This window comes from Novosphingobium hassiacum (assembly GCF_014196055.1).
GTDB classification, from domain to species: Bacteria; Pseudomonadota; Alphaproteobacteria; order Sphingomonadales; family Sphingomonadaceae; genus Novosphingobium; species Novosphingobium hassiacum.
Genome location: NZ_JACICY010000002.1, coordinates 411,271 through 434,834 on the forward strand (window position 1 = coordinate 411,271; position 23,564 = coordinate 434,834).

Consider the following 23,564-nt stretch of genomic DNA (forward strand, 5'->3'; position numbering starts at 1 on the left):
GCATTGGTTTTCAGGTTGTTAACTAAAGTTAGGGGTTCAAACATGGCTCAGATGAATAACGACAGCGCCAAGACTTGGTCGGCTCCGGTTCTTGAAGAACTGACGATCGATCTTTCGGCGATTGCTGCCAAGAACCAGCCGGGCAACGACGGCAGTGGTGGCAAGACCAAGAGCTGATCTTCGTTACTGTCGGATTGTTTGCCAGATGTCCCGTACTCTTCGGAAGGTCGAATCGACCTTCTGTGCAACTGAAGTCGATGGCGAGCTTGTCATGATCCATGTGGATACAGGCAAGTTCTTCTCGATGAAGGGTGTCAGCCTCGATATCTGGCAAAAACTGGATCGCATTGACGATCTTGATCTGATCTGCGCCGAATTGCAGCATGAGTATGGCATATCGCCTGAAGAGTGCAGCAATTCGGTCAGCAGCTTTGCCGACCAACTGGTCGCGGCGGGCTTCGCCTCTGAAAGCTGATGAGGCCGTGGCGCATGTTGCGGTGATATCAACTTCACAGACGTGGAAACTGCGCGGATACGTTGGCGTGTCTGTGGCGGCGCTGCTCGTTGCCCGCGGACTGGTTGCGTTCGTGCCATTCGTGCATTGGCGCGCCACGCTCGGTCGGCTTGTGCCCGACGCTGTTTCTCCTCAGAGCATGCTTTCTGCGGCTGCGCCCGGGATGCCGTTGGTTGATCCCGGCCCCCACCCCTCCGAACTGCGCTCCACCCTTGCTCGGTGTGTCGAGCATGCGGCCGACCGCCTTCCCGGACATTACAAATGCCTGCCCAAGGCGGCCGCGTTGCAATGGATGCTGCGCGCGTGGCGTGTGCCCTCGAAACTGGTCATCGCGTTCCATGTGACCGATCGCACGGGGCCAGACGCCTACCATGCTTGGGTCGAAGTCGACGGAGCAATGATCATCGGGCAGTGCGATCGTACGGCCTATCGCCCGATCATGGTGTTCGAACAAACCCGCAAACCTCGCAGCGTCCTGTGAGACCTGAGATCCTGCTGGCGAGTGTTGCGGTCGATTTCGGCGAGACCGAATGGTTTACCGAGAGCTGGGAGCGTGTCGTCCGGTCGATGACGCTGGGCAAGGCCGGCGACGTCGGTCACGGACGCAGCCCGGGAGCAGCGCTGGCGTGGCGCGAGGCCAAGCCAGTGCCTGCCGGTCGCAGCGTCCAGATGCGCCGGACGCCCGTTCGGATGCAGGAAGATGGATCGACAACCATCCTTGCCGGGCGCCTGTACCGGACCGATGAGCTTGCCACGCGGTTCGGCCTGCCTTCATCGACAGACCCGGCGGATATCTATGCCCGCGTCCATGCCAGGTACGGCGATGCTTGCGACACGATCATTGTCGGCGATTATGCAGCGCTGCAATGGTTTCCGCAGACCCGGACGTTGCGCCTTGCGCGTTCGCCCACCAGCAGCATGCCGTTGCATGTCTGGCGCGAAGGCGAGCGTCTGGTCGTGTCCTCGCTTCCGGGTCCGATCCTTGCCAGCGGCGTGCCGTCCCGGATCAACGACGATCACCTTGCCGACACCTTGCTGCTGAATACGCTCGATGGCGTTTCCAGCTGGTACGCGGGTATGCATCGCGTGCCGAGTGGAACCTGTGAAATACACGATCCGTCAGGCATCCGGCGACGCCGGTTCTGGAGCATCGGCGAGGTACCCGAAGTACGGTTTGCCACCGATTCCGAATATGTCGAAGCACTCGACGATCTGTTCGAAGAAGCGGTGCGCGAGACAATGCACGGCGCAAGCACGCCTGCCATCCTGCTGTCGGGTGGGTTCGATTCGCAGGCGGTTGCCAGTTACGCGGTCGGAAACCTTGGCGATGGCACGCCGCTGCGCTCGTTCACTTCCATCCCGATGGCAGGCCATATCACGCCCGACCGGCCACACGTGTTCGGCGATGAATCGGATCACGTCCGGGCCTTGTGTGCGATGTACCCCCGGATCGAACCGCATTTCGTCGATGCCGCCGATTATACCTATGGCGAGCGTCAGGCCCGCCACTTGCTGGTCGGCGGGTGGCCTGCACTGAACGAATCCAACGTACACTGGGTTCATGCCGCGATGGAGCGCGCCAGCGGACTGGGCTGCGATGTTCTGCTTACCGGTAACTATGGCAATGCGGGCTTCAGCTATGACGGGCTGACCGGCTATCCTGACTGGCTTCGGTCAGGACAGTGGGCGCGTCTGCTGCGCGAAATCGGCAAGAGTCCCGACGAACGCCCGTTCTGGCGCAAGCTGCTGTCGATGGCGGTCATGCCGCATGTGCCGCTGGCCTGGCGACGCCGGATTGACCGGCACCGCCGATGGCGGGCCTCACCGTTCACCGACTGGTGTTCGATGCGCGAGCACTACGCCCGCCAGTCCGGCGCTTTGGCGCGTGCCGATGCGATCGGTGCGGACATCGATTTCTACGACGTCCGTTCGTCCGCCGAGTGGCGCCGGAGCGTGGCCGAAAGTCTTGCCAGCCTCACGCCCGAGATCGACCTTGGGTTCAGACTGCTTTACGGTCTGCCCTCGCGCGACCCGACAGCTTATCCGCCGCTGCTTGCGTTTTGCGCCGGGGTGCCGGACGAGCAATATCTGCGCGATGGCCAGTCCCGCTGGCTGGCACGGCGCCTGCTGAAGGGACGCGTCCCGGACATGGTCTGGCAGGAAGAACGCGCAGGTGCGCAGTCGCTGGACTGGCCGGTGCGGTTCAGCCGCGATCGGGAGCGGCTGCTTGGTGACTTGACCGCGATGAAGGATGATCCGCGACTCGCCGATGTGTTCGACCTCGACCGCATGATCGCCACCTTGGCCGAGTGGGACGGGACCGACCACCCCGCCAGCCGCAGTGGCACCCGCATCAACTCCGGGATCGGGCGCGGCATGGCCATGGCGCGCTTCGTCAGCTTCGTGGAAGGTCGCAATGTCGGGTAAACCCGCAAGTCCGACGGTTCGCGCCCTGCGGGTGATCAGGGACGCGGCCGGCGTGGGGCGGCTCGTCTGGATCGCGGCGTTGATGATCGTGTCGAGCCTGACCGAAGGCATCGGTCTGCTGATGCTGGTGCCGATCACCGGACTGATTGCGGGCAAGGGGGCGCTCGGAGCGGCGGGCGCGTGGCTCGAGCCTGTCGCCGCCTGGCCGGTCGGGCTGCTGCTCGCAATGGTCGTGGCGCTGGTGATAATGCGCGCCGCGCTCGTATATCTGGTCCTCGACGCCCGCTACCGGCTGGGCCTGACGCTGACCAAGGTCATGCGGATCCAGACCCAGAACGCGATCCTGGCCGCCGAATGGCGTTGGCTGTGCCGCCAGAGCAGCTCCGATCATGTCGGACACCTGATGGGCGAGGCGGACCGCGTCGGGCAACTGGGTGAGGAGGCGCTGTCGATCGCGACGGGTCTGATCACCGCCACGATCCTGCTGTTTACGGCGACCGTGGTGTCATGGAAACTGACCGTTGTCGCGCTGGCGACGGCGGGTCTGGTCGCAACTTGCATGATCGCGATGCGATCGCGCCGCGAAGTTGCTGTCGTGCGCTACAGCGATGCCTATCAGGCGTTGAATGCGCAGGTGACCAACGGACTGTTCCATTTGCGTGCGGCGCGTATCGGCGGCGCGGAGGCATCTCTCGTCGAACAGTTCAACCATGCCGCGCGGGTGATGGAACTGGCCGAGCAGCAGTACAATCGGACGCATTCGTTGGTCCATGTCATGCTGCAGGTGGTTGCGGCGGTGTCGCTCGGGATGCTGGTCTACGTGGCGACGATGCATCTCCACTCACCGCTGACCGCGCTGGTCCCGGTGCTGGCAATCATGGCACGGCTCGTGCCCGTCGCGACCAGCTTGCAGCAGGACCTCAGTCGCTGGGGGCATGACCGCAGTGCTCTCGATGGTTTGCAGGACCTGATTGGTGAAGCAACGCGCAATGTCGAAGCGCGCAGTGCTGGTACGGATGCGCCCGCGCTGCGCGAAGCACTGGTCCTGCGCGGGATAACCCTGCGTTACGAAGGACGCGAAACGCCCGTGTTCGATGGCTTCGAGCTGACGATCGCGGCGGGCTCGGTCGTGTGCATTTCAGGCCCCTCGGGATCGGGCAAGAGCAGCCTGGCCGACATGTTGAGCGGGCTGATCTCGCCCGATGCGGGGGAGGTGCTGGTCGATGGCCAGCCGCTCGCCGGTGCGTTGCGCGTCGCGTGGCGCAGCCGCGTCGCCTATGTCGAGCAGATCCCCTATCTGTTCGACGGGACCATTGCCGACAATCTGCGCTGGGGTCTGCCGCACGAGGACGACGAGGCCTTGTGGGATGCGCTCGGGCTTGCCTCGGCATCGTTCGTCGCCGCCTTGCCCGAAGGGCTGGCCACGCGCGTGGGCGAGCAGGGCCGCCAGTTTTCGGGCGGCGAACGCCAGCGCCTCGCACTCGCGCGTGCATTGCTTCGCAAGCCCGATCTGCTTATCCTCGATGAAATCACATCCGCGCTCGATAGCGGAAATGAGGCTGCGGTGATCGAATCGATCGCGGCGCTCAAAGGGAGTTGCACCGTCTTGATCCTCGGCCACCGGTCAACCCTGCAGCGTCTGGCGGACCACGTGGTCGAGCTTGCTCCCGGTGACTGAGCCGCGCGGCAAAGGCAATCGCGCCAGTCCCGAAGCGCTCGCGCTGTTACGCATATGCGCTGCGCCCGACAGCGATCACAGCGCCGCATTGGCGCTGCTCGACGAGGGCCACTGGGTAAGTCTGGTCGAGCTCGCCCTAAGCAAGCGCGCCGGGCAACTGGTGCGCCGCGCGGTCAGCAAGCTTGCATTCGTGCCAGCGGCGGCGAGGGCTGAACTGGACAATGAGGCCAATTGGTATCTGCATTACGGGCTGCAACAGAAAGCCGCCATCCGCAGCCTGTTCGACACGCTGGACGCGGCGGGATTCAGCCCGATCTGGCTCAAGGGCCTGTCGCTTGCGATGTCCGACTATCCTGACGCGATGCTGCGTCCGATGCGCGACGTCGATGCCCTGCTGCCCCTCGAAGACGTGGTTCGCGCCCAGACGTTGCTGCTCGACAGTCCGAATTATCGCAAGGCACCGTGGGCAGGCAATTACGGCGTCGAGTACGGCCATCAGATGCCCGAGATTCAGGATACGCGCTTCGACCTGACGATCGAATTGCACCACCGCGTCAATGCCCGCAACTGGGAGCAGGAGGGGGCGTTCGTCGCGTTCCTCAAGCAGGGCGCGCAAGTGCGTGAGATCCTCGGGCGGCCGTTCCGGGTGCCGTCGACAGTGGGCAATTTCCTGCACCTGACCGAACATGCGACGCTTCACCACATGTTCGAAAACGGGTCACTGACTTTGGCCGATCTGCACTTCATCGCCACACGCCACGCGCTGGATTGGGACGAGGTGGCGCGCGAGGCCGAGCGGTTCGGCTTGCGCAATGCGCTTGGCCTTGTTGCCGCCACCGCGCACAGCCTTGGCGCGACATGGGTGCCGCAACGCTTGCTCGATGATTGCGGCTGCTCGGACGATCAGATCGAAGTGGCCTATGCCGCGATGCTGCTTTCATCCACCGAAGTCGCGCAAAGCAAGCTGCTGCGGCGGTTCGACGCGGAAAACCCCGAGAAATCATGGACCATCGGTGCGGCGCTGGCGCGCGCGCTTCAGCCAAACCCTTATGAACTCGCGCGGATCGTCGGGTGCGAGGCGACCAGCCCGCTGCGGTTTGCCGGATACCCGGCGTGGCTGTGGAACCGTGGCCGGATCTATCGCGCAGCCACGGCAGGTCGGGCGGTGCAAGATCACGCAACCAACGAGGCGAAGCTCCTGCAGTGGATGCGCAAGGGCTAGAGGCCTATCGCGACGCCGAGCGCGCGATCTGGGCAAGCCCCTGTGCCAGCACCAGCTCGCCGTTGCGGTTGTCCTCCATCAAGGTGCAATGGAGCGTGGACAGCCGTTCGCACAACTTGCCAAGCCGCGCGCCGCGCCAGCGCCGTAACTGGTTCGTGAGGTCGGTACGATCGCGAAAAAACACGCGCTCCTCGTTCACGAACGCGTCGATGTCGTTGCGCGTGCCCAGGCGCGACGCCAGCTGGACCAGTTGCGTGGCCCGCCGTTCGAACGCCAGCAGCAGGCCCACCGGGTTCAGCCCCAGCTCCCGCAGCCTTGAAAGCTCGCCCGACAAGCGCCGGACATCACCGCTCAGGACGGCATTGACCAGCGGCATGAAGCTGTCGTCCTCGCTCACTGCGCCGATGGCATCGAGCACCGCAGCGTCGGGTGTGCGGGGCGATTGCGGACTGGCGTCGAGGTAGAGCGCCAGCTTTTCGATCTCGCTGCGCGCCATGCGCGTATCGAGCCCGGTGGCGCGGGCGATACGCTCGGCCAGACTGTGGTTCAATGTGACACCGACCGCGCCGCCCATGTCGCGGATCGCGTCCGCCACGGCCTTGAGATCGGGCGGGTAGAACATCGCCACGACCGCTTCGCTGCGATTCTCCAGCAGCTTGGCGATGCGCGACTTGTCGGTGGCGGACGTCGCCACGATCAGCACCGGCCAGCCTTCGACCGGGCTTTCGACGAGGGTTGCGACCGCATCGTGGGCATCGTCGCCCGTTGCCCGAACGTGGATGATCCGCTTGTCGCCGAACAGGGATACCGAACGTGCCTCGTCGGCAAGCTTGACCGGGTCGCGCTTCAGCTCAGCGCCGGTCATTTCGACCTTTTCGGCCTCGCCCAGCAAGGCTGCGATGCGGTTGGCGGCGTCGCTGGCACCTGCCTCATCGGGTCCGCAGAAATAGAAGATGCGGCATTCCTTGGCCGCGCGCGCAGCACTGGTGCCGAAATTCTTCTGGGTCAGCTTCACTTCTTGTTGCGCAGGCGCACCGCTATGCGCGTGACGATCTGGTCGGCGACTTCCTGCGACAGGTTTTCGAGCGCGGTCTGCTCAGCCGCGATCACCGCGTATTCGCTGTTGACCACGTCGAAGCCCGCGTCGGACCCCGCCGTCGCATCAAGCACGACGTCACCCGATGCCAGATCGACCAGCTGATAGCGCGCGCGCAGCGTCCGCCGTTCGCGGGTGATCGTGTCGTTCGAAAGCTGGCCGAGGCCCTCGACCTTGTCATCCAGCCGGATGTCCAGGCGATAGCGCGTCTGGGAGTTCTGCCGCCCCGCGCCCAGCCGGTCGACCAGCGCATTGCGCACCAGCCAGCCCGATTGCCCCTCGATCGGCGAGACACCGACATCGGACAATGAACGCGCCAGACTGCCGCTGCCGCCGCCCGCGTACATCGGCTTGAGGCCGCAGCCGCCGACCAACGCGACGGGCGCGACAAGCAATATCAGGCGCTTAAGCGACAAGGTTCACCAGACGGTCGGGCACTACGATCACTTTCCTTATCTCCGCCCCATCGAGCGCACGCTGCACTTTCTCGGACGCGAGGGCAAGGCGCTCAAGCTCTTCGCTGGGTGTGCCCTTGGCCACGGTCAGCGTATCGCGCAGCTTGCCCTTGACCTGCACCGCGACGGTCACCTCATCATCGACCAGCAGCGCCGGATCGACCTCGGGCCATGCCGCGTCGGAGACGAGCCCATCACCGATTCGCGCATAGGCCTCTTCGGCCAGATGCGGCATCATCGGTGCGACCAGCAGCAGCAGCTTGGCAATCGCGGCCGAGCGGCTGGCAGACGGTGCCGCCTTCTCGATCGCGCCGGTCAGTTCATAGATGCGGGCCACCGCCTTGTTGAAGCCCAGCGCTTCGATGTCCGACGCGGCGGCATGCACCGTCTGGTGCGCCTTGCGGTCGAGCGCCTTGTCTTCGCCGGTAGCGGCGGCATCGTACTGTCCGAACAACCGCCACAACCGCTGGACGAAACGCGCGCAACCCTCGATCCCGGCTTCCGACCACGGCAGATCGCGCTCGGGCGGGCTGTCCGACAGCATGAACCAGCGGATCGCGTCGGCACCGTGTTTGGCGACGATCTCATCCGGGTCCACGACGTTCTTCTTGGACTTGGACATTTTTTCAATGCGGCCGCGCGAAGCACCCAATGAGAAGGAACTGCCCGTCGCAATCTTTTGGGTCTTTGTGGCAAGTTCGATATACTCAGCAGGCGAAAGCCAACGCTTGGACGTAAAGGTTTCCAGGTTTAACTTCGTGATAGCCGTTTGAGTGCCGTACTTCTCAAAAACGTCTCTATTGTCGAAGTAGTCGGATTGGTCTGTAACACTCACGATTTGTTCGCTGTACGTCTCGTGCGTCACCATGCCTTGCGTGAATAGGCTCGCAAACGGCTCGGTCACTTCGATCTTGCCGATCCGGGCGAGGGCACGGGTCCAGAACCGAGCATAGAGCAAGTGCAGGATCGCGTGCTCGATTCCGCCGATGTACTGCTCGACCGGCAACCAGCGCTTGATCTCTTCCGGATCGAACGGGCGGTCGGCGGGCTGGCTGGCAAAGCGCAGGAAGTACCACGACGAATCGACGAAGGTATCCAGCGTATCGGTCTCGCGCCGAGCGGGGTGGCCGCACTGCGGGCAATCAACATGCTTCCACGTCGGGTGACGGTCGAGCGGATTGCCCGGAACATCGAAGCTGACGTCTTCGGGCAGGATCACCGGCAGCTGCTTCTTGGGCACCGGCACCACGCCGCAGATCTCGCAGTGGATGAACGGGATCGGCGTGCCCCAATAGCGCTGGCGGCTCACGCCCCAGTCACGCAGGCGCCACACCGTCTTGCCCTCGCCGAAACCACCGTCCTGCGTACGGGCAATGATCGCGACCTTGGCATCGGCCACGTTCATCCCATTGAGGAAATCGCTGTTCACCAGAACGCCGTCGCCCGCTTCGGCCTCGCCGGTAAACGGCTTGTCCGCGTCCGCCGGATCGCTGGCAACGACGCGCAGGATCGGCAACCCGTACTTGGTCGCAAAATCGAAATCGCGCTGGTCATGCCCCGGCACCGCCATGATCGCGCCGGTGCCGTATTCCATCAGCACGAAGTTGGCGATGAACACAGGCAGGTCCGCGCTGGTGAACGGATGCTTGGCGGTAATGCCTGTATCGAAGCCCAGCTTCTCGGCGGTCTCCAGTTCGGCAGCGGTCGTCCCGCCCTGCTTGCACAGTGCGATGAAGTCCTCGGCGTCCTTCGACTTTGCCGCAACGCCCTGCGCCACGGGATGATCGGCGGCCACGGCAACGAAGCTCGCGCCGAAGATCGTGTCGGGGCGGGTAGTATAGACTTCCAGCTTGTCGCCGCTCGAAAGATCGAACGCGAACTGCAGGCCCTGACTCTTGCCGATCCAGTTTTCCTGCATCGTGCGGACCTTCTCGGGCCACTTGTCGAGCGTTGAGAGCCCTTCGAGCAGTTCGTCGGCAAAGTCGGTGATTTTGAGGAACCACTGGCTCAGCTTGCGCTTCTCGACCAGCGCGCCCGAGCGCCAGCCGCGCCCGTCGATGACCTGTTCGTTGGCGAGCACGGTCATGTCGACCGGATCCCAGTTGACCGTCGATTCCTTGCGGTAGACGAGGCCCGCTGCATAAAGGTCGAGGAACAGCGCCTGTTCGTGGCCGTAATATTCCGGCTCGCAGGTCGCGATCTCTCGGCTCCAGTCGAGCGCGAAGCCCAGCCGCTTCAACTGCGCCTTCATGTTGGCGATGTTGTCGCGGGTCCAGCCGCCGGGGTGGACGCCCTTTTCCATGGCCGCGTTTTCGGCGGGCATCCCGAATGCGTCCCAGCCCATCGGATGGAGCACTTCATGGCCGCGCATCCGCTTGTAGCGCGCCAGCACGTCGCCCATCGTGTAGTTGCGCACGTGCCCGATATGGATGCGCCCCGATGGGTAGGGAAACATCTCGAGCACGTAGCTGCGGGGCTTGCTCGACGCGTCGTCGGCGCGGAACGTCTGGCGCTCGTCCCATACCTGCTGCCAGCGGGTGTCGGCGGTCGCGGGATCGAAGCGTTCTGGAGTGTCAGCGGTCATGCGCGCTCCTCTAGGGAGCGCGCGCCGCACACGCAACAATTAGGGTGGTTGGCCTCAGCCCGAAATCGCGGCGCGGCGCAGATCGCGCGCCTTGGTCAGGATGATGTCTTCGAGCTTCTGCACGGTCACGGCCTGGACCGGTGCATCGACCCACTGTCCGCCGGTCAGCGTCTGGCGGCTGGCGGCGACGCGCAGTGCATCGGCGCGCAAGTCCTGATCGACGATCGACACGGTGACCTTCATCCGCTCGCCCGGGTTTTTGGGGTTGGCGTACCAGTCGGTCACGATCACGCCGCCGTTGCTGTCGGTCTGGACCAGCGGCATGAACGACAGCGCATCGAGGCTGGCGCGCCACAAGTATGCATTTACGCCGATCGTGGTGACCTGGCTGGCGGCAAGGTCCGCCTTGGGGCGATCCTTCTTGCCGCAGCCCGTGGCGAGAACCGCCATGGTTCCGATCACGATGCCGCGAACGATCAGCTTCCGGGTGTTGCGGGTGGCGTTTGCGGTCATGGTCACTTCGGTGCAGTCCTTGGCTTTGCGGCGGTCGGAACCGATCCGGTCGCGTTGGGCCGCGCCTCGCGACGCAGCGTTTCAGGGCCTCTATCATTCCCGCGCGCGGTGCGGCAAGCGCCATGAACATGCGCGCTGGTTAGCGCCCTAATGGGTGTCCATGCAGTGAACGCCTGCTGAATGCCGGTGCGCACCTGTGGACATTGCGTCACACATACAAAGGAAGAGTCAAAAAGCGAAGCAAGGTCTGGAACTTGGAGGCAGTCAGACGTATTGATGCCCCAAGCACTTCCGCGTGTCAGAGTCGCAATGTGGCTGGCGTAGACGGATAGGCAGACTGGTGGGGTCGCAGTTGCGGCCTCGGTTGGGGAAGAAACGGGTTATCATGGCGGGCAAGCGTACACGGTTGGATGCGAAAGGCGTCACACGCCTGCGCTCGCGTGCGCCGCTTGCAGCCACGGCGGCCGCAATCGTCCTCGGCCTGTTCCTCGCCCCCACCGTCAGCAGCGCTTTTTCCAGCGGCTTCGATGCCAAGCCGGTCAGCCTTGCCGCGCGGGGCGGCATCGGCTCGTTCACGCCGGCTTCGGTCGATGAACGCCTTGCCTCGCAGATCACCGTGCGCGCCCTTAACGGCAAGCAGTTCCGCTTTACGCCGGCCGGCAACGAAACGCGGCCCGGTCGCGCGGTAACCGTCGCGGTTCGCCTTGATTCGCAAACCGCGCGCGCCTTCTCGGTTCGCAGCGTGCTTGCCGAAGTTCAGCCGGGCGCCGGCGCTTCGCCGGTCCGGATCGCACCGACCGCGTTCAATCTCGGCATGGCGCGCGGCTACACCAGCTTCGCTCCGTCGGGCGCTTCCTCCGCTCTGCATGATCTGCAGCGCATCGAAATGCCCGATCTTGCCCGGATTAAGCCATCGGCGGTCAAGTCCACGCCTTCGCGCTTTGCCCCACGGGTCGAAGTCGATGATCGCGATCGCGCCGGTCGTGCGCCGCGCACGCTCGAAGGCCAAGGCGATTATCAGGTCGAACTTGGTGGCAGCTACCGCCTGACGCGCAATCTTAATGTCAACGCCGGCGTACGCTATTCGCCCGAGCGTGACCGTCTGCTCCCGCTTACCGATGGCAAGCAGGACAATCAGGCAGTCTATGTCGGAACCCAATTCCGCTTCTGACGCCTAATCCAAATGTTTTGGTTAAGTTGCTGTGCAGCAATTCGATGCTGCACCTGCAGCATTTACGTATTCAGTTACTTGTAGCCGGTCCGCAATGCACCTACCGTAACTCTGACAAGCGTTTTCGGGAGGTTTGATATGCCGCGTGTTGCAGTCGTCACTGGTGGTACCCGCGGGATCGGCGAAGCCATCTGTCTCGCGCTTAAGGCAGAAGGCCGCACGGTCGTCGCCAACTACGGTGGTAACGAAGAAAAGGCCCGCGCCTTCACTGCGCGCACCGGAATCCCTTCATATCGTTTCGATGTCGGCGATCACGAGGCCACCCTTGCAGGCTGCGCCCAGATCACGGCCGACGTTGGTCCGATCGATATCGTCGTCAACAATGCCGGCATCACCCGTGACGGCGTGCTCCACAAGATGAGCTTCGACGACTGGAACGAGGTCATGCGCATCAACCTTGGGGGCTGTTTCAACATGGCCAAAGCCACGTTCCCCGGCATGCGCGAACGCGGCTGGGGCCGGATCGTCAATATCGGCTCGGTGAACGGACAGTCCGGCCAATATGGCCAGGTCAATTACGCGGCTGCCAAATCGGGAATCCACGGTTTCACCAAGGCGCTGGCACAGGAAGGCGCCAAGTACGGCGTGACCGTCAATGCGATCGCGCCCGGCTATATCGATACCGACATGGTCGCCGCCGTACCTGCTCCCGTTCTTGAAAAGATTGTCGCGAAGATCCCCGTAGGTCGCCTTGGCGCCGCCGAAGAGATTGCGCGCGGCGTCGTGTTCCTCACTTGCGAGAAGGGTGGCTTCGTCACCGGTTCGACGATGTCGCTCAACGGTGGCCAGCATATGTATTGATCGGGGCAGAGCGCTTGGACCGGTCTATTTATCACCCCCCGGTCAAGCGCTCGGTCGAGATCGCGGGGCACAAAACCTCGATCAGCCTTGAGCCCCTGTTCTGGGATATGCTGCGCTCTGCGGCGTCGCGCGAAGGCGTGCCGTTAAATGCGCTGGTCGCGCGCATAGACGCCGAGCGCATTGTCAGCGCTACTCCGCCAGGGCTGGCGGGCGCAATCCGGTTATGGCTGGTGTCGCAGGATCGTGGAGATCACGACGCTGAAGGCGCAGGGGCCGGCTGAGGCGGCTGCGCGGGCTGCGCAGAGGCCTCGGGCAGATCGGGCAGTTCGCGCTGGTCGAGCATCTCGGCGGCCGCGTCCAGGGCGGCCGCTTCGTCCTTTGAAACGCCGCCCGGCTTTTCCTCCTCCGTGCTGCAGGATGCCAGCAGCACGGCGAGCGCCATCGCGGCAACCCTGCGCATTGCGCTGTTACTGCGGCGCGGGCTGTGCAGGCTGCTCACCCTCTTCACTGTCGGCAGCCTGGGCGGCAGCGGCAACTGCAGCGGCATTGTTGGCAGCATCGCGCGCAGCATCGGCTTCCGTATCGGCTGCGGCAGACGCATCGGGTGCAGGCGCCATCGGCGCAGCAGCGGCGGAAGGCTCCATCGCCGGCAATTCGTCGGCCGGCATCTCGACCGTGTCTTCCGAAGCGGCTTCCGAAGCGTCGTCAGAGCGACCGCAGGCGGAAAGCGCCAGACCGGCTGCGGCAACGATCGCGAGGCTTGCGTACTTCTTCATGAAATTCCCTCTCATGGGCGATGGAAACACCCGCTTAACCGGTAACGCCACGTGCGCGGCGCTCAAGCCCTTGTTCTATCGGGGCGGTATGGCGAACGCAATTGCATCGTGCAATCAAGTCGTCGCAACAACCGTAACATATGATATAAAGAACTCTTTAAGTCTCTTGACGGATATAAAGGTTTCTTTATATGGGTGTGCAGATGAATATCCACGACGCCATTCGCGCACTTGATGACTCGACGCGCCTGCGCATCATGCGTCTCCTCGCCAGCATGGAGCTGGCGGTCGGCGAAGTGGCGCAAGTGCTGGGCCAAAGCCAGCCACGTGTGTCGCGCCATATCAAGATCCTGTGCGATTCAGGCCTCGCCGAACGGCGCAAGGAAGGGGCATGGGTCTTCCTGCGCAGCTCGCTGGGCGATAGTTCCGAAAATCCATTGGCTTGTGCCATCGCACGGCTGCTTGCCGTTGCCGAGCAGGAGGACGCGGCGTTCGGGCGTCGCTGCGCCGAAGACCGCCAGCACCTCGACGCCATCCGGACCGCGCGCGAATCCCACGCGCTCGACTGGTTCTCGCGCCACGCGGAGGAATGGGACGAACTGCGCTCGCTGCACATCGCCGATGGTCCAGTTGAAGCAGCGCTTGGCGAAATGCTGGCCGATCTGACCCACGGCGATAGCGGTCTGGGGCGGCTGCTCGATGTCGGCACCGGCACCGGCCGTATTGCCGAACTGTTTGCCCCGCAGGCAAGTCAGGTCGTCGCCTTCGATAAGAGCCCCGACATGCTGCGCATCGCGCGCGCGCGGCTCCAGCACTTACCCGCAGGTTCGGTCGAACTGGTCCAGGGCGATTTTGCGCAACTGCCATTCGCCGCGCGCCGCTTCGATACCGTCCTGCTCCATCAGGTGCTGCATTATGCGCAGGCTCCTGAAGCCGTGCTGGCCGGTGCCGCCCGTGTCACTGCCCCCGGTGGCCGCGTCGCCATTGTCGATTTCGCCGCGCACGATCGCGAAGACCTGCGCCAGACCCATGCCCATGCCCGCCTCGGCTTTTCCGACGCGCAGATCGAGGCGATGCTGCTCGACAGCGGCTTCGTCCCGCAGGCTACGCGCGCGCTCGCGGGGCACGAACTCGTCGTCAAGCTGTGGACGGCCACGCGCCGCGAAGACAGCATTACCCAACTCGATACTCGGCAAGTCCGGAAGGCCTAGACCCATGAACGCCAGCTACGATCAGTTGCGTGAGGCGCGCACCGCCCTTGATACCCCGCTGTTTGCCGGACTTCCCGGTGACATCTCGGTCTCGTTCGAATTCTTCCCGCCCAAGTCCGACGCGCTGATGACGCAGCTGTGGGATGTGGTCGAAACGCTCGCCCCGCTCGAGCCGCGCTTTGTCTCGGTCACCTACGGCGCGGGCGGCTCGACCCGCGATCGTACCCACGGCACCGTCGCGCGGATCATCAAGGAGGCAAAGCTTCCCGCTGCGGCGCACCTCACTTGCGTCGATGCGACCAAGGCCGAAATCCGCGAAGTTGCGGAAGGCTACTGGGAAGCAGGCGTGCGCCACATCGTCGCGCTGCGTGGCGACATGGGCGCACCGGGCGTGCCGTTCACCCCGCACCCCGAAGGCTATGCCGACGCCGCCGAACTGGTGGCAGGCCTCAAGACTATCGCCCCGTTCGAGATATCGGTCGCCGCTTATCCCGAATCGCACCCGGATTCGCCCAGCGAGCAGGCCGATCTCGACAACCTCAAGCGCAAGCTCGACGCAGGGGCAACCCGTGCGATCAGCCAGTTCTTTTTCGAGCCCGAAATCTTCTTCCGCTACCGTGACAAGCTGGCGGCAGCGGGCATCGACGCGCCCGTCCTGCCCGGCATCCTGCCCGTCTCGAACGTCGCCCAGACGCGCAAGTTTGCCGCGGCCTGTGGCGCGGTGATCCCGGCGTGGATGGATGGGCTGTTCGAAGGTCTCGATACGCACCCTGGATCGCGCCAGCTGGTCGCGGCTACCATCGCGGCTGAATTCTGCCGCCGTCTTTATGCCGGTGGCGTCCGCGACTTCCACTTTTACACCCTCAACCGCGCCGAACTGTCCTACGCGATCTGCCACCTGCTTGGCCTGCGTCCGACACGCCCCGCGCTGGAGAAAGCCGCGTGACTCTCGCCCCTTCCACCGCCCGTCTCGCCCTGCTCGAACAGGCAGCGCAACGCATCCTGATCACCGATGGCGCGTTCGGCACCGAGATCCAGAACTTCAAGCTGACCGAGGCCGACTATGCTGGCTCGCTGGGCCTGGCCAAGGACCAGAAGGGCAACAACGACATCCTCGCGCTGACCAAGCCCGAAGTGCCCGAATCGATCCACCGCGCCTACTTTGCTGCAGGGGCGGACATCGCCGAAACCAACACCTTCAGCGCCAACCGCATCAGCCAGGCCGACTACGCCGCCGAACACCTCGTGCGCGAAATCAACGTCCAGTCGGCGCAGCTTGCCCGCCGCGTGGCCGATGAATTCACCGCGAAAGACGGTCGCCCGCGCTTCGTGGCAGGCGCAATCGGCCCGACCAACAAGACGCTCTCGCTCAGCCCCGACGTCAACGATCCCGGCTTTCGCGAGATCGACTGGGATCACCTCGTCGACGTCTATGCCGAGCAGGCCTTCGCGTTGATCGAAGGCGGCGCGGATTTCATCCTGATCGAAACCGTGTTCGACACGCTCAACGCCAAGGCCGCCGTGATGTCTGTACGCCAGGTCGAGCAGGCGTTGGGCCGCGAAGTGCCGATCATGCTGTCGATGACCCTGACCGACCTTTCGGGCCGCAACCTCTCGGGCCATACGGTCGAGGCGTTCTGGTACGCGGTGCGCCATGCCAAGCCGCTGACGATCGGCCTCAACTGCTCGTTCGGCGCGACCCAGCTTCGTCCGCATGTGAAATCGCTCTCCGAAATCGCGGACACGCTGATCATGGTCTATCCCAACGCCGGGCTTCCCAATGAACTCGGCGAATATGATGAAATGCCCGCGACCACCGCAAGCCTCGTCAAGGAATGGGCCGACCACGGCCAGGTCAACGTGCTCGGCGGCTGCTGCGGCTCGACGCCCGCGCACATCGCCGCGATGGCAAAGGCGGTCGCGGGTCTGACCCCGCGTAACCAGCCGGCACCCAAAACTGCGACGCGGCTGGCAGGTCTCGAACCATTTATCATGGCGGCGTAATCTAGTCCCCCTCCCGCAAGCGGGAGGGGTTAGGGGTGGGCGGCGCCACAGCGCCCACTCCAAAGAAAAGAACCCACCCCCGACCCCTCCCGCAAGCGGGAGGGGGGAGTAGAAAATGAACACCACCCCATCCGGCTCCAGCTTCGTCAACGTCGGCGAACGCACCAACGTCACCGGCTCCGCCGCGTTCAAGAAGCTGATCCTTGCGGGCGATTACCCCAAGGCGGTCGAAGTCGCGCGCCAGCAGGTCGAGAACGGCGCGCAGGTGATCGACGTCAACATGGACGAGGGTCTGCTCGACGCGGTCGAGGCGATGACCACCTATCTCAAGCTGATCTCGGCCGAGCCCGATATTGCGCGGGTGCCGGTGATGATCGACAGTTCGAAGTGGGACGTGATCGAAGCGGGCCTCAAGTGCGTTTCGGGCAAGCCGATCGTCAATTCGATTTCGATGAAGGAAGGCGAGGAGGCCTTTCTCACCCACGCCCGCAAATGCATGGATTACGGCGCGGCGGTCGTGGTCATGGCCTTCGACGAGAAGGGCCAGGCCGATACCAAGCAGCGCAAGGTAGAGATCTGCGCGCGCGCCTATGACCTGCTGACCGGCATCGGCTTCCCGCCCGAAGACATCATCTTCGATCCCAACGTCTTCGCGGTCGCCACCGGCATCGAGGAGCATGACAACTACGGCGTCGACTTCATCGAGGCCACGCGGGAAATCAAGGCGCGCTGTCCGCACGTCCATATCTCGGGCGGTCTCTCGAACCTGTCGTTCAGCTTCCGCGGCAACGAAATCGTGCGCCGCGCGATGCACTCGGTGTTCCTCTATCACGCGATTCCCGCTGGCATGGACATGGCCATCGTCAACGCAGGCCAGCTCGACATCTACGACCAGATCGACCCCGCCCTGCGCGAGGCGTGCGAGGACGTCGTGCTCAACCGCCGCAAGTCGGTCGAGGGCGAACAGACTTCGACCGAGCGCCTGATTGACCTGGCCGAAAGCTACAAGGGCAAGGACGTCGTCGCCGAAAAGGCCGCCGAGGAATGGCGCGGCTGGGACGTCGTGCGCCGTCTGGAGCACGCACTGGTCAAGGGCATCGACGCGCATATCGTCGCCGATACCGAAGAAGCCCGCGCGCAAATCGACGCGCGCGGCGGCAGGCCGATTGAGGTCATCGAAGGCCCGCTGATGGAGGGCATGAACACGGTTGGCGACCTGTTCGGATCGGGCAAGATGTTCCTGCCGCAGGTGGTGAAATCCGCCCGCGTGATGAAGAAGGCCGTCGCCCACCTCATCCCCTATATCGAAGCGGCCAAGGAGCCGGGCGCCAAGGCCAAGGGCCGGATCATCATGGCCACGGTCAAGGGTGACGTCCACGATATCGGCAAGAACATCGTCGGCGTGGTCCTGCAGTGCAATGGCTACGAAGTGCTCGACCTCGGCGTGATGGTGCCATGGTCGACGATCCTCGACACAGCGCAGAAGGAAGGCGTCGACATCATCGGCCTGTCCGGCCTGATCACGCCATCGCTCGACGAGATGGTCACCGTAGCCGAGGAAATGAAGCGCGCCGGGATGTCGATTCCGCTGCTGATCGGCGGCGCGACCACCAGCAAGGTTCACACCGCGCTGCGCATTGATCAGGCCTATGACGGTCCGGTCGTCCACGTGCTTGACGCCAGCCGCGCGGTCGGCGTCGCCTCGCAGCTTCTGTCCGATACGCAGGCCGACCCGTTCATCAAGGCGACCGCCGCCGAATATCAGCACGTCCGCGAAGCCCGCGCCAACAAGGGCGCGTCCAAGCTGCTCACGCTTGAAGACGCGCGGCTCAATGCGTTCGAGCCCGACTTGTCGGACAAGGCCCCGCCGCCAGCACAACCCGGCCGCCACGTGTTCGAATCATGGGACCTGCAGGACCTAGTCGATTGCTTCGACTGGACGCCGTTCTTCCGCGCGTGGGAGCTCGCGGGCAATTACCCCGCGATCTTCGAAGACGAGGTGATCGGCGAAAGCGCGCGCGGCCTCTACGAGGATGCCCGCGCGATGTTGGACAAGATCATCTCGGAGAAGTGGCTGACTGCGCGCGGCGTCGCGCAGTTCTGGCCCTGCGCACGGCACGGTGACGACGTCGTCCTGCACCCGCACGACGATGAACTCTCAATTCGCCTGCCGTTCCTGCGCCAGCAGGTGATCAAGAGCCGCGACCGCGCCAACTTCTGCCTGGCCGATTTCATCGATCCGGCGGGCGACTGGATGGGCGGTTTCGCGGTGGGCATCCACGGCATCGACGAACACCTCGCCCGCTTCAAGGCGGACAACGACGACTATTCGGACATCCTGCTCAAGGCCTTGGCCGACCGCTTCGCCGAAGCCTTTGCCGAGCGTCTGCACCAGCACGTCCGCACCACGTTGTGGGGCTATGCGCCGGGCGAGCAATTGACCAACGAGGCGCTGATTCGCGAACAGTATCGCGGCATCCGTCCCGCTCCGGGCTATCCGGCGTGCCCCGACCACACGCTCAAGCCGATCCTGTTTGACCTGCTTGATGCTACCGAAACCGCCGGAATCATCCTGACGGAATCACAGGCGATGCTGCCGACCTCGGCGGTCTCGGGGTTCTACTTCGCACATCCCGAGAGCTCGTACTTCGGCGTCGCTACCATCGGTCGCGACCAGTTGGCCGATTACGCCGTCCGTCGCGGCATGGACCTGCCGACGATGGAACGCTGGTTGCGTCCGAATCTCGACTGAACATGCCCACCCCCGATCCCGCTTGCGGGAGGGGGGAATCTGGGTGTGCATCTAGCCCTCCCGCCAGCGGGAGGGCCGCGAGATTTGGGTCACGCAGTGGCCCTAGTCGCAGCGGGGTGGGGCTGCGACGCGGCGGTGATCCCCCGCGCGTGAAAATTGGTCCCCCTCCCCCGCCAGGAACGGGGAAGGGGGTGGGAGGCAGCGGCCCTCCACAGGCCGACCGCCTTTTCAAATCTCGTTATCCCCATTGCTGACTCTCTTCGTCATCCCCGCGAAGGCGGGGCCCCAGAGTCGGTGCGGCTGGGTCCCCGCCTTCGCGGGGATGACGAGGGGGGGGCGGGAATGACGAAGGGGTATGCGGGAATGACCAGGGGGTGTGCGGGGATGACGAAGCATCACTGCATCCCGCTGGCCGCGATGCGCCCCTGCGCGCGGCGGCGCAGGTAATCTTTCTCGACATTGCTGCCCGACTGTCCGGCCAATACGCCCAGCGCCGCGCCAAGTCCGTGCTGCGCCAACTGGTCGATCGCGGCATCGGTATCCTGCCCGAGTTCGGTGGCGAGCGACTTCAGCACCCGCGCCATCTCGGCGAATTCGACTTCGCTCTCCCACGCTGCCTTGCGTTCCTCGCGCTTTACGAACGCGCCTCGCGGCTCAAATCCCATCGCCTGCTCCTTCAAGCGGAAAGCCCGCCGTCAGGTGCAATCGTGGCGCAAGGTGCCCAAGAGCCGCTTAATCGAAACCATGCGCGATGCCGGAGCGCGCGAATGGTTAAGCGGTAACCCACATTTGGCTGAGCCTGCGCTTTGCCGCCGCCCCTCGATCTGGCATAGGCCGCTGCGTGACTTCCGGCGACAGACCCTACGAGCTCGATTACCTGCCCGACGAGGCCTTCGAGGAAGGCATCTTTTCAGGCTTTCCCGATGCGGATGAACCCCTCGTCCTGCGCGAGCCGAAACCGCGCCCGATCTATGCCGATACCGCCGAGGCGCTCCACGCGGTGTTCGGCTTCCCTGCGTTTCGCGGCGTGCAGGCTCAGGTCGTCGATCGCGTGCTCGCCGCGCAGTCGACGCTCGCGGTCATGCCGACAGGCGCCGGCAAATCGCTGACCTATCAGTTGCCCGCGGTGATGATGGAGGGCACTTGTGTCGTCGTCTCGCCGCTGATCGCGCTGATGCACGACCAGCTGCGCGCGGCCACCGCCAACGGCATCCGCGCGGCCACGCTGACCAGCGTCGATACCAACCGCGAAGAGACGATCGAACGCTTCCGCAACGGCGATCTCGATCTGCTCTACGTCGCCCCCGAACGCGCCAGCCAGCAGCACTTCCGCGAACTGCTGACGCGCGGCCGCATTTCGCTGTTCGCCATCGACGAGGCGCATTGCGTCTCTGAATGGGGCCACGATTTCCGCCCCGATTACCGCCTGCTGCGTCCGATGATGGACGCGTTCCCCGATGTCCCGCGCCTCGCGCTGACGGCAACGGCAGATCGCCACACCCGCGCCGACATTCTCGAACAGCTCGGTATTCCCACCGAGGGCCTGATCGTCTCGGGCTTCGACCGGCCCAACATCCGCTACGCCATCCGCCCGCGCGACAACCCGCTGCGCCAGTTGCAGGCGCTGCTGGACGAGCACCCGGGTCCGGGCATCATCTATGCGCCCACCCGCGCCCAGGTCGAAAAGCTCGCCGGGCAATTGAGCACCGGCGGCAGGCAGGTGCTGCCCTACCACGCCGGGCTCGACGCGCAGGTCCGCGCTGCCAACCAGTCGGCCTTCGTTGCATCCGAAGACATGGTCATGGTCGCCACGGTCGCGTTCGGCATGGGCATCGACAAGCCCGACGTGCGCTTCGTCGCGCACGCCGCCTGTCCCAAATCGATCGAGGCCTACTATCAGGAAACCGGCCGCGCCGGGCGCGATGGCGATCCTGCGGTCGCGGTCATGCTGTGGGCCGCCGACGATTTCGCGCGTGCCCGCCAGCGTCTGGCCGAGGTTGAGGAACACCGCCGCGCGGGGGAACGCACCCGCATCGATGCGTTGGCTATGCTGGTCGAAACGCCGCACTGCCGCCGTGCCCTGTTGCTACGCCACTTCGGCGAGGACCCGCCCGCCACTTGCGGCAACTGCGACAACTGTATCGAGGCGCCCGGCATCACCGATGGCACCACCGTGGCGCGCAAACTGCTCTCGGCGATCTACCGCACCGGGCAGCTGTTCGGACTCGGCTATATCGAAAAGGTCCTGACCGGGGTCCCCGACGAACGCGTGCTCCAGCGCGGCCACGACCAGCTTTCGGTCTACGGCATTGTCACCCCCGACGAAGCTCCGCTGCTGCGCCCGCTCGCCCGCGCCTTGCAGGCAAGGGGCGCGTTGGTCTCGACCGAACACGGCGGGTTGGCCCTGGGCGGCGATTCCCGCGCGATCCTCAAGGGTGAGGCCGAGGTCCAGCTCGTCGTCGTTCCCAAGAAGGAAGGTCGCAGCCGCCGCAAGGGCGCACCGGGCGCGGTGTTCAACCCGGTCGGCGATTCGCTGTTCGACGCGCTACGCAGTCTGCGCCGCGACATCGCGCGCGAGGCAGGCTTGCCGCCCTATGTCATCTTCCACGATTCGGTCCTGCGCGAAATGGCGGCGTCGCGTCCCGCCAGCGCCTCCGAACTCGGCCAGATCGGCGGAGTAGGAGCAAAGAAGCTCGAAGCCCACGGCGATCGTTTCCTTGAAGTGATCCGGCAGTTCTGAGCACCCCCCGTTCGTCATCCCCGCGAAGGCGGGGACCCAGATGTAACGCGTTTAGCGCGCCTGGATTCCCGCCTTCGCGGGAATGACGAAGTTAGGTTCAAGCCTTCAACGCCATCCCCCGCGTCTTCCACAACGAGAACAGCACGCCACCCGCTATCAGGCCCAGCGTTACAGCCAAGCTCATCACCGGCGGGAACTTGTCCCCGCCCAGCAGGAAGTCGGAGACGAAGATCTTCGAGCCGATGAACACCAGCACCGCGGCCAGCGCGTACTTGAGGTAGGCAAACCGGTCGATCATCGCCGCCAGCGCAAAGTACAGCGCGCGCAGGCCAAGGATCGCCATGATGTTCGAGGTGTAGACCACGAACGTATCGGTGGTGATCGCAAAGATCGCCGGGACCGAATCGACCGCGAACACGAGGTCGGCCAGATTGATCACTACCAGCGCCAGGAACAGCGGGGTCGCCGCATTGACCAACTTGCCGGTCTTTTCATCGGGCACCTTCACGAAGAAGTGCTGGTCGTGCAGGTCCTTGGTCACGCGCATGTGACGGCTGATCCAGCGCACCACCGGATTGTTGCCGATGTCGGGATCGTGATCCGAGGTGAAGAACATCTTGATCCCGGTGAACACCAGGAACGCTGCGAAGATATACAGCACCCAGTAGGCCTGTTCGACCAGCGCCGCGCCACCCGCAATCATCCCGCCACGCAGGAAGATCACCGCGACGATGCCCCAAAGCAGCGCGCGATACTGGTACTTTGCCGGGATCGCGAAGAACGTGAAGATCATGCTGATCACGAACACGTTGTCGATCGACAAGGCCTTCTCGATGAAGAACCCGGTGTAGTACTTCATCCCCAGATCCGCGCCCTTTTCGGCCCAGACCCACGCGCCGAAGGCCAGCGCGATGGTGATGTAGAATGCGGTCAGGCGCAGCGATTCAGCTATGCCCATGGCCTTGTCCTCCTTGTGGAGGACGCCAAGATCGAACGCGGTCAGCGCGACGACAAGGCCGAGAAACGCCAGCCAGAACCACGCCGGGGTGCCGAGCCAGTCGGCAAACAGAAATTCCATCACGCTACTCCATCAACCGGCCCGTGCGACTGCAAATGCAGTAGCACGGGCGGCGTTCCTCTATGTCAAAGTGTGACGGACTTGCGCGGAAGCAGGCGGGACAGGCGGTCCTTCACCATCAGCTTCAATTTCTTGATCCGCGCGATCTCGAACGGATCGACCCAGCGGCTGCGGCGGGCAAGCCGCAGCGCCTCGTCGAGTTTCTGGTGACGTTCAAGCAGGCTGAAATAACGATCGGACATATCAAGCTCCCTATCGAAGCGGTTGCAACGATCGGGTGCGCCGAGCCTTGAAGCCAGATCCGGAAGGAGGGGTTAGTAGATCCGGACCACAAGACATCGGCATCACCCGATGCGGTCCGACATCACGCAAGCGACTTGCCATCAGTGGCCAAATCGCCGCGCCAGAGGGGCCCGGTCCGCGACTTGAATGTGGAGTGATTCGCTCCGGATTGCAAGAGCCATCCGAATCCGCTTGCGGGT

Annotated in this window: 23 protein-coding genes; 14 read left to right on the forward strand and 9 right to left on the reverse strand. The window is 64.1% G+C overall.

Going from position 1 to position 23,564, the window contains the following annotated elements:
* Positions 1 to 42: 42 nt before the first annotated feature.
* From GGQ88_RS21525 to GGQ88_RS06705, 6 genes are read left to right on the forward strand one after another with little or no spacing between them, the layout of a single operon-like run.
* Positions 43 to 177, forward strand: coding sequence for a hypothetical protein (locus tag GGQ88_RS21525; protein ID WP_281372403.1), 135 nt, complete (start codon positions 43 to 45; stop codon positions 175 to 177).
* 28 nt (positions 178 to 205) lie between these two features.
* Positions 206 to 475: a PqqD family protein gene (locus tag GGQ88_RS06685; protein ID WP_183612335.1), complete on the forward strand. Its 270-nt coding sequence runs from the start codon at positions 206 to 208 to the stop codon at positions 473 to 475.
* Between the two features lie 22 nt (positions 476 to 497).
* The gene (locus GGQ88_RS21225) at positions 498 to 995 is read left to right on the forward strand and encodes a lasso peptide biosynthesis B2 protein (protein WP_183612336.1); all 498 of its coding nucleotides are present in this window, start codon (positions 498 to 500) and stop codon (positions 993 to 995) included.
* A complete protein-coding gene (locus tag GGQ88_RS21230) occupies positions 992 to 2,941 on the forward strand; it encodes an asparagine synthase-related protein (protein WP_183612337.1) in 1,950 nt (649 codons plus the stop codon). The genes GGQ88_RS21225 and GGQ88_RS21230 overlap by 4 nt, the downstream gene beginning before the upstream one ends.
* Positions 2,931 to 4,619 carry an ATP-binding cassette domain-containing protein gene (locus tag GGQ88_RS06700; protein WP_183612338.1) on the forward strand — a complete coding sequence of 563 codons (1,689 nt, stop codon included), beginning with the start codon at positions 2,931 to 2,933 and terminating at the stop codon, positions 4,617 to 4,619. Before GGQ88_RS21230 ends, GGQ88_RS06700 begins: the two co-directional genes overlap by 11 nt.
* Positions 4,612 to 5,841 (forward strand): nucleotidyltransferase family protein, encoded by a 1,230-nt coding sequence (locus GGQ88_RS06705; protein ID WP_183612339.1) that lies wholly within the window; start codon positions 4,612 to 4,614, stop codon positions 5,839 to 5,841. The genes GGQ88_RS06700 and GGQ88_RS06705 overlap by 8 nt, the downstream gene beginning before the upstream one ends.
* Positions 5,842 to 5,845: 4 nt before the next feature.
* Here the strand turns inward: GGQ88_RS06705 and holA are convergent, their stop codons facing one another.
* Genes holA through GGQ88_RS06725 form a run of 4 tightly spaced genes read right to left on the reverse strand, consistent with a single transcriptional unit; the run spans position 5,846 to position 10,426 of the window.
* Positions 5,846 to 6,856, reverse strand: coding sequence for a DNA polymerase III subunit delta (holA, locus tag GGQ88_RS06710; protein ID WP_183612340.1), 1,011 nt, complete (start codon positions 6,854 to 6,856; stop codon positions 5,846 to 5,848).
* Positions 6,853 to 7,284, reverse strand: a complete 432-nt coding sequence (gene lptE, locus GGQ88_RS06715) for an LPS assembly lipoprotein LptE (protein ID WP_183612484.1) — start codon at positions 7,282 to 7,284, stop codon at positions 6,853 to 6,855. Before lptE ends, holA begins: the two co-directional genes overlap by 4 nt.
* A 58-nt stretch (positions 7,285 to 7,342) precedes the next feature.
* On the reverse strand, positions 7,343 to 9,976 hold the full coding sequence (leuS, locus tag GGQ88_RS06720) for a leucine--tRNA ligase (RefSeq protein WP_183612341.1): 2,634 nt from the start codon (positions 9,974 to 9,976) through the stop codon (positions 7,343 to 7,345).
* A 54-nt stretch (positions 9,977 to 10,030) separates the two neighbouring features.
* On the reverse strand, positions 10,031 to 10,426 hold the full coding sequence (locus GGQ88_RS06725; RefSeq protein ID WP_246385620.1) for a DUF3576 domain-containing protein: 396 nt from the start codon (positions 10,424 to 10,426) through the stop codon (positions 10,031 to 10,033).
* 448 nt (positions 10,427 to 10,874) lie between these two features.
* On the opposite strand from GGQ88_RS06725, the gene GGQ88_RS06730 reads away from it, so the two are divergent.
* From GGQ88_RS06730 to GGQ88_RS06740, 3 genes are all read left to right on the forward strand, one after another.
* A complete protein-coding gene (locus tag GGQ88_RS06730; protein WP_246385582.1) occupies positions 10,875 to 11,660 on the forward strand; it encodes a hypothetical protein in 786 nt (261 codons plus the stop codon).
* 138 nt (positions 11,661 to 11,798) lie between these two features.
* Positions 11,799 to 12,521, forward strand: a complete 723-nt coding sequence (phbB, locus tag GGQ88_RS06735; RefSeq protein ID WP_183612343.1) for an acetoacetyl-CoA reductase — start codon at positions 11,799 to 11,801, stop codon at positions 12,519 to 12,521.
* A gap of 14 nt (positions 12,522 to 12,535) precedes the next feature.
* The gene (locus tag GGQ88_RS06740) at positions 12,536 to 12,802 is read left to right on the forward strand and encodes a ribbon-helix-helix domain-containing protein (RefSeq protein ID WP_183612344.1); all 267 of its coding nucleotides are present in this window, start codon (positions 12,536 to 12,538) and stop codon (positions 12,800 to 12,802) included.
* Here GGQ88_RS06740 and GGQ88_RS06745 read toward each other — a convergent pair.
* Positions 12,772 to 12,963, reverse strand: coding sequence for a hypothetical protein (locus GGQ88_RS06745; protein ID WP_183612345.1), 192 nt, complete (start codon positions 12,961 to 12,963; stop codon positions 12,772 to 12,774). The genes GGQ88_RS06740 and GGQ88_RS06745 overlap by 31 nt on opposite strands.
* Before the next feature lie 25 nt (positions 12,964 to 12,988).
* Complete coding sequence (locus GGQ88_RS06750) at positions 12,989 to 13,297, reverse strand: hypothetical protein (protein WP_183612346.1); 309 nt, start codon at positions 13,295 to 13,297, stop codon at positions 12,989 to 12,991.
* Between the two features lie 203 nt (positions 13,298 to 13,500).
* On the opposite strand from GGQ88_RS06750, the gene GGQ88_RS06755 reads away from it, so the two are divergent.
* The 4 genes from GGQ88_RS06755 (at position 13,501) to metH (ending at position 19,264) form a co-directional block, all read left to right on the forward strand.
* Entirely contained in the window at positions 13,501 to 14,508 is a 1,008-nt protein-coding gene (locus GGQ88_RS06755) for an ArsR/SmtB family transcription factor (RefSeq protein ID WP_246385583.1), read from the forward strand.
* A gap of 4 nt (positions 14,509 to 14,512) precedes the next feature.
* The gene (gene metF / locus GGQ88_RS06760; RefSeq protein ID WP_183612348.1) at positions 14,513 to 15,454 is read left to right on the forward strand and encodes a methylenetetrahydrofolate reductase [NAD(P)H]; all 942 of its coding nucleotides are present in this window, start codon (positions 14,513 to 14,515) and stop codon (positions 15,452 to 15,454) included.
* A complete protein-coding gene (locus GGQ88_RS06765) occupies positions 15,451 to 16,512 on the forward strand; it encodes a homocysteine S-methyltransferase family protein (protein ID WP_183612349.1) in 1,062 nt (353 codons plus the stop codon). Before metF ends, GGQ88_RS06765 begins: the two co-directional genes overlap by 4 nt.
* Before the next feature lie 115 nt (positions 16,513 to 16,627).
* Positions 16,628 to 19,264, forward strand: a complete 2,637-nt coding sequence (gene metH / locus GGQ88_RS06770; RefSeq protein ID WP_183612350.1) for a methionine synthase — start codon at positions 16,628 to 16,630, stop codon at positions 19,262 to 19,264.
* A 395-nt stretch (positions 19,265 to 19,659) separates the two neighbouring features.
* Here the strand turns inward: metH and GGQ88_RS06775 are convergent, their stop codons facing one another.
* Positions 19,660 to 19,929: a hypothetical protein gene (locus GGQ88_RS06775; RefSeq protein WP_183612351.1), complete on the reverse strand. Its 270-nt coding sequence runs from the start codon at positions 19,927 to 19,929 to the stop codon at positions 19,660 to 19,662.
* A 278-nt stretch (positions 19,930 to 20,207) separates the two neighbouring features.
* On the opposite strand from GGQ88_RS06775, the gene recQ reads away from it, so the two are divergent.
* Positions 20,208 to 22,004, forward strand: a complete 1,797-nt coding sequence (recQ, locus tag GGQ88_RS06780; RefSeq protein WP_183612486.1) for a DNA helicase RecQ — start codon at positions 20,208 to 20,210, stop codon at positions 22,002 to 22,004.
* 97 nt (positions 22,005 to 22,101) lie between these two features.
* On the opposite strand, the gene GGQ88_RS06785 is transcribed toward recQ, so the two are convergent.
* Together GGQ88_RS06785 and GGQ88_RS06790 are read right to left on the reverse strand one after the other, a co-directional pair.
* Entirely contained in the window at positions 22,102 to 23,082 is a 981-nt protein-coding gene (locus GGQ88_RS06785) for a TerC family protein (RefSeq protein ID WP_183612352.1), read from the reverse strand.
* A gap of 65 nt (positions 23,083 to 23,147) precedes the next feature.
* Complete coding sequence (locus GGQ88_RS06790) at positions 23,148 to 23,324, reverse strand: DUF465 domain-containing protein (protein WP_183612353.1); 177 nt, start codon at positions 23,322 to 23,324, stop codon at positions 23,148 to 23,150.
* Positions 23,325 to 23,564 lie beyond the last annotated feature (240 nt).